General features: G+C 34.0%; 3 protein-coding genes. 2 read left to right on the top strand and 1 reads right to left on the bottom strand.

Annotated elements, in window-relative coordinates; translation table 11 throughout:
- Positions 1-37 precede the first annotated feature (37 nt).
- A complete protein-coding gene (locus tag AABE15_RS07350; RefSeq protein WP_338330641.1) occupies positions 38-2488 on the bottom strand; it encodes a glycyl radical protein in 2451 nt (816 codons plus the stop codon).
- 639 nt (positions 2489-3127) lie between these two features.
- On the opposite strand from AABE15_RS07350, the gene AABE15_RS07355 reads away from it, so the two are divergent.
- A complete protein-coding gene (locus AABE15_RS07355) occupies positions 3128-4801 on the top strand; it encodes a hypothetical protein (RefSeq protein WP_338330642.1) in 1674 nt (557 codons plus the stop codon).
- Positions 4802-4921: 120 nt separating this feature from the next.
- On the top strand, positions 4922-6646 hold the full coding sequence (locus tag AABE15_RS07360; protein ID WP_338330643.1) for a hypothetical protein: 1725 nt from the start codon (positions 4922-4924) through the stop codon (positions 6644-6646).
- The last annotated feature ends 179 nt before the right edge of the window (positions 6647-6825 follow it).

Genomic DNA, 6825 nt, shown 5'->3' on the forward strand with positions numbered 1-6825 from the left:
TCCTCTCTTTATCTTTTTAGCTATGGTTTAAGAAAGACTAAAAATGCTGTTCTGTACGGCTGATAATATCGTCCTGTACGTCTTTTGCTAACGTAATAAATTGAGCACTGTACCCTGCAACTCGAACGACTAAATCTTTATATTTGGATGGATTTTGTTGTGCTGCTATTAAGGTTTCCCGATCGACGACATTAAACTGAATATGCATTCCTTTTTTGTCAAAATACGTTCGCAACATACTGGAAAAATTCTTTAATCCATTATCCCCAGCCAAGGAAGAGGGCAAGAATTTTTGGTTATAGAGCGTACCGTTCGATGCAAGGAAATGATCAAGCTTTGAAACAGAATTAGCCGCTGCTGTAGGACCGTTTACGTCCTTTCCTTGTCGTGGAGATACCCCATCGGCCAAAGGAGCTTGGGCAGGACGACCATTTGGCATCGCCCCTACGTAACGACCAAACATAACGTTCGCAGAAACCGGGTAAATGCCTGCTTGGAATTGTCCATTCCGTGGGTTTTTATATTTTTCTACTTCACGGCAGTATAATTGTGCACATTTACGGGCAATAAGATCCACTTCGTCAATATCATTGCCATAAGAAGGCGTATTATCCAACACGCGACGAATGGATTCAAAGTCAGAATTGGCTTGCGTATCAATACGACCTGAGGATTGATCAAATTGTTTTGCACTACCGCTTTTAATGGCATCCCGATCAAACGGACGGTTAAAATTAGCTTCTAATGCTGCTTTCAATTGCGTCATGGTTATTTTATGGTCTTCGAAAACTTGTTTTTGAATAGCATAAATTGAATCTGCAGAATCAGATACGCCAAAAGCTTGAGGTCCTGTAAAGTTATAAATCGCTCCACCTTCTTGTACGCTTTTGCCTCTGGCAGTACAATCCTCAACCAAAGCCGATAAGAAAGGCAAAGGAGCACGTTCTGCATGCGCCATATCCGCACAGTTGCAAGCTTCTACCAATAGCTTAACAAAGTATTCAAGTTGTTTTTGGAATGCATTTAGTAACGTATCGGTGTCTTTAAAACTTTCCATTTCCCCCGTTTGTGGGCCGAACTGCTTACCATTCAAGCGTCCATTATTCAATGTTACTTCAAAAATTTTAGCCATATTAAAGAAAGCGGCGTCGTGTTGCCCTTCGGTACGATGTGGGACAGAGGGTTCAACGCAACCAATAATGCTGTAATTACGGGCATCTTCTAAGGACACGTGACGATTTTGCATCGCAGGAATAATGACCTCGTCGTTATACATGGCGGGTACGCCTAATCCTAAACGAATGACTTCACACGTTCTGAATAAAAATTCATCGGGAGTACCTTGCCATACACGGGCAGAGAAAGAAGGTTGAGGCAAGGCTACATGTGCGGTTGCCTCCATGCACATATATGATATTTCGTTGGTTGCATCGATACCGTCTTGCGTTTGGCCTCCGATGATCAAATTTTGAAACATGGCATAACCCGCAAATGCCTGGGCGGATAGTTCATCTCGACATTTATTAAGGTCGTTTAATTTTATCCAAATGCAATCCACTAATTCTTGTGCGGCTTCTTTGGAAATGGTTTTGTCCGAAACAAGATAAGGATACATATATTGGTCAAACCGTCCGGGTGAAATAGAGTGACCGCTGCTTTCGATCTGAATTAATAATTGTACGAACCAAAAGGACTGACACGCTTCGTAAAAATTGGTTGCCCCATATTCCGGAACGCGATTGCAAATGGAAGCAATGGTGAGCAATTCATTTTTTCGAACTTGATCGGCCTCTAATTCCGCCATTTGTCTGGCTTTTTCAGCATACCGTTTGGCAAATTGAATGGCCGCAGAATAAGCAATGATAATGGCATTATAAAAATGTTTTTTCTTAGGATACTCTGGGGCATTTTTATCCTGTTTATCTAAAACAGCAGTAACCTCGTCTATAATGCCTCGAAAACCGATTTTTAAAATTTTGCCATAATCAACTGTGGTATGACCAACGCCCCCATTGAGATAATTCCCAACCGTAAAGACACCCTCAGCCATACATTGTTTGGCTTCATCAGACAGGTAACAATTTCCCAAATCGCTTACCGTCTTACCAGGCCAATAGGTAAACGCTTCATGCAACGTTTGGGCAACTTCTTTCGGAATGATAGAAGGATCGGCTTTACGATGTTCCATCGTATCAAATTCGTCTTCAATCCAAGCAAAGGAATATTCCGGAAAAACAGAGGCAGACCGAATGTGCTTTGTGGCAGACCCTACGATCAATTCATGGTCCCGAATGGTAATCGGTAAGTGCGTAAGAATTTTTTCCAATGCTTTTGCCCGACGTAAAATAGGCGGCAAATTTTCGGTTTCTTTATACGCTTCTGTAACTAATTTTGCACGGTCAGATTCAACTTCTGGCTTAGCGTTTAAAATCGCTTCTTTTAACTTCAAAATACGTAAAGTTGGTCTAGAAAACCCTTTTTCAATCATAGCTTATCTCCCCCTTATAAGCTTTTAATTTTAAAATATTTAATACATTATTTTACGTTTAAAATGCGTTGTTTATAAATATTCATAAAAAAAGTTTATCCAACTTTTAGGGTGTCGTCTAGAATTAAAACAGAGCAAAGTGGAACGGATAACATTTAATTTAATGTCAAAAATTTACAGATACTTTACTTTTTATATTTTGGCCTTGGTTTCGAAATGTATGGGGTATGAACAACGTTTTCAGAAAATAGCGTACTTATATTGAGAGATGTTTTTTACTTAATGTGAGGCATATTAGCTTTTAATCATGAAACTTTGATTTAGAACATGTCAAAAAGAAAAAAGTTTAAATCAATCTATATTATGAAAGCAAAAAAAGACACGCAGCACAAAAATTTTGGACAGGTATAAATTACTTTAATATGATTATATAAATAATAATTTTCGAAAAAAATTTTTATTATTTAATCGAGTAATTAATAAAGATTTGTTAGAATCTATTTATGTTTTTGAAATCAAACCATTAATTTTGGAAAACAAAAAATTTTATAGTTTGTTACAATTCAAACCGTTTGATTGCATAGTATTGAAAAGTTTAATTTCGATTTTGATATATATAATTTTAAGGGCAGAATATAAATGGAAAAAAGCATGAAAGAACATATTTTAACTTTAATTCAACGCCCTAATTTTTTTAAATCTATTTTTCAATTACATAATTTTAATTTGGATGAGTTAAACGATCAGCTCATCATCTTACACAATAATAATGAAATTAATATAATATCGGCGATTATTAAGTCAAATGAAAATGTTGAAATTATTGAACAAATTGTAGGAATATTTAAGATATTACTACCAAAAATCAAAGCGGAAGTGAAAGACATCATAGAATGCATAGAATTTTTGACAAAATCATTGCATGCTGACCCTGAAAGCTTCAATGCAAAATTATTTATAGAAGATAAGATTTTTTCTTTCAAAGATGCAATTATTAATTTTTGCGAACGTGATCAGGCAAGGAGCAAAGACTTGCTCGCTATTGCTCAAAAAAAGGCAGGGGCCGAAGGTTTATACTTTTTTTTCGCTTTGGTGTCGGGGGCAAAATCCGATCCTACTTATTTTACAAAAGAGGCTAAAAAATTATTAGAACTACCATATGAATCCGGACTTAGCGGAGTAATTTTCGCCTTAGGAGAGATGAATATAAATCCCAGCGATACATTAACCGTTATCCAAGCTATAATATGTGCTGCAAAAAAGAATCCTTTTGAGCCAGTGTTAAGACGGTCGATTGAAGCGTTATGTGAATTATGTATTCCCAAACATGAGAATGAATTACTTATTTTTTTGAAAAACCATGAGAATATTCATTACGATTCTTTTAGTAGAATAGCATTGTTGAATTATTTTAAAATTATTGAGGAAGCGACGGAAACGAGCATCACAGAAAAATTATGGGAAATTGCTGTTTCTTCTATCCAAAGAAATGATAATGAGGGTTCAGTTCGGTCTAATTTCATTTTTAAAATACAAGAATTGCTGGAAAAAGGAAATTACAACTATGTTACCGATTATATTGAAAAACTAATTTTATCGGGTTGCGAAAGCCACGTTTACAGTAAGGTATTTGAGTGTTTTTATTGGAAGACACCTCAAAAGGAGATAGTTCAATATCTGTCGTGTTTGGTAACGCGATGGCTGTTGTCTAAAAATCGTATTTTGGAGATGGCGTGTGAAACGCTAATACAATCATTTTTACACAAAAATATTTTATTAAAAGCGGATGAAAAGCAGTTAAGGAAAAACAATAGTTGTTCTTTTTTATCACGAAAAGCCTGCGGATGGTTTTTTTATTATCCTGAGATTATGGTTCATTTCATTCTATCTTTGGTAGACAGTGCTCCTTCCGAGGAGTTGTCAGAAATTAAAGAACTATTATTTAATCCAATATTAATTAGCTACCCTAAAAAGTTACAAGCGTATTTTAAAAATAATATAAAAAATTACTCAGTAAAAGTTAAAAAATTTATTGAAGATTTTTTAAGGAAATACAAGGCATATTATGAAAAACCGCTTAGCGAATGTTGTTTTGAAAACCTAGTTCCTGGTAAAAATTATATTGAGGAACTTGTCCCTAGTGCATTCGAACGTTTTCTATCAAATCAATATTTTAATGATGTTTATAAAATAGAAGACGAAAAAAGTTGGAAAAATTCAACTATAGCTCGGCTTGGGGTAAAACAAGAAATTATTGCATACGGTGCAGCTGCGATTGTTTATCAGATTGATCCTAAAGGAAAAAAAAAATAATCGTCAGGAATTGCCATTGATTTCATTTCCAATTCCTATACTTAACCCTTGTATTTCATATTTAGCACCAAGCTGGTTAGAGCGTTTAATAGATTTATTTAGAAATGAAGGGCACGTATTTTGAAATTGATATTAAAAGATTACCTTAGATCCTTAAAGGAAAGGGATGAATTGGATGCACTTTTACCCAATCTTGTCTCTGAAATGGGGCTAAATGTGTTGGGAACGCCTCGTCGTGGTTGTAAAGAATATGGAGTTGATTTTGCTGCAGTAGGTTGTTTGACAAATAGTAATGATTGCAGGGGAGAAAAAGAAAAAATATATTTATTTTCATTAAAACAAGGGGATTTGGATCGAAAGACATGGGATGACGCGTCTGCGCAATCATTGCGACGATCATTAAATGAAATTAAAGATGTTTACATTGCGCAGCGCATTCCCAAAGAACATAGTGAAAAACCCGTGGTTATTTGCTTATGTTTTGGAGGTGAAATTAGTCCTAGTATTCAGGATAATGTTAGAGGTTATATAAAAAATGAAACGAAAGAAAATCTTTCATTTGAAGAGTGGAATGGCGATAAAATTGCCTACTATATACAGCAATATTTCATGCATGAAAAAATAGCCCCAGAAGAATTGCAAAGTGATTTTCGCAGATCATTGGCAATGGTTGATAATCCAGAAACTTCATTTTATTATTTTAACAAGATTGTTAATTTGCTCACAGTAGAAAAAGAATGTGAAAAAGATAAAAAAATAGATAAAGAAATATTATCGTCTATACGGCAATTGTATGTGTATTTGTGGATTTTGTATGTGTGGGGCAGAAAGGAAAATAATATTGAGAGTGCTTATCTATGTTCTGAAATAATTGTACTTTACATTTGGGACAGAATTAAAGGGTATTTTGATAAAGAAAATGCTACAGAAAAATCCATACAAAAGATCTTTAATTCTATTTTAGAGTTGTATTTTAAAATTAACGAAGAATATTTAGATGAAAAAATTATTCCTTATACGAAAAAATTGTTTTGCCTATCGTTTGCTGTGAATTCAACGTGTGATGTAGATATAAATTTAAAATTATTTAATATTCTAGGCCGTTTAGGAACTGCTGGTCTTTGGCTTTTGTGGAGACTGAAAAAGGCAGAGGCAGGTGAATATAAACAAAATTTAGTCAAACAAAAGCAAACCTATCAAGAAGCTATGAAACAGCTTATTTTAAATAATCCCATATTGTTAAGTCCTTACAAGGATGATCAAGCCATTGAAATTAGTTTGGCTTTGCAATTTCTAGTTTCGACCAATCAGAATAATCGTCAATTTATCAAAATGTGGTTGAGCGAAATGTTATTAACGATAGATTGGGTATTAAACAAACATGATAAATATCCATTAGTAACTACAGAATATATGGATTTACTAAAGCATCCATTGCACAAAACGGAAGAATACCGTAAAAGCTGTACGAAAACCTCTATTTTATACCCTTACCTCTTTATTTTTGCTGCCATATTGGAATTCGATGATATTTGCAATTTCTTAAAAGATTTAAGAAAAAAAATTTTCTCCCATTCTACATTTCAATTATTTTTGTGGGGATCCGATTCAGAAGCATGTTTTTATAGAAATAATAAAGAACATGGCATTGCGTTTATTGATCTTAATCTAAATAAAGACATTAAAGGATTATTACAGGAATTAAAAAATGAGTGTGATCATTCGTATTACTTTGAAAATATGAGTCTCGTTCAAAAAAATTTTATACCAATATTACTAACAGGTTGTCGGCATTATCGACGCCCTATTCCATTGCAATATTTACTTAAAATAGAAGTTCAGTAAGGCTAAAATTTTCTTTTTGAATTAATGAATCAAAGAGCAAATACTTAAAAAACATCAGTTTTGTAAAAAGTAAATTAGAGTTTGATTTTGCTTAGTTTGAAATGGTGGAAGGGGGTTGGATTCGAATAAGATTAATAACTAATTGAAAATTAATGATTTTTATATAGTTAGTTAAATTG

It is taken from the genome of Commensalibacter sp. Nvir, from assembly GCF_963921845.1.
GTDB lineage: Bacteria > Pseudomonadota > Alphaproteobacteria > Acetobacterales > Acetobacteraceae > Commensalibacter.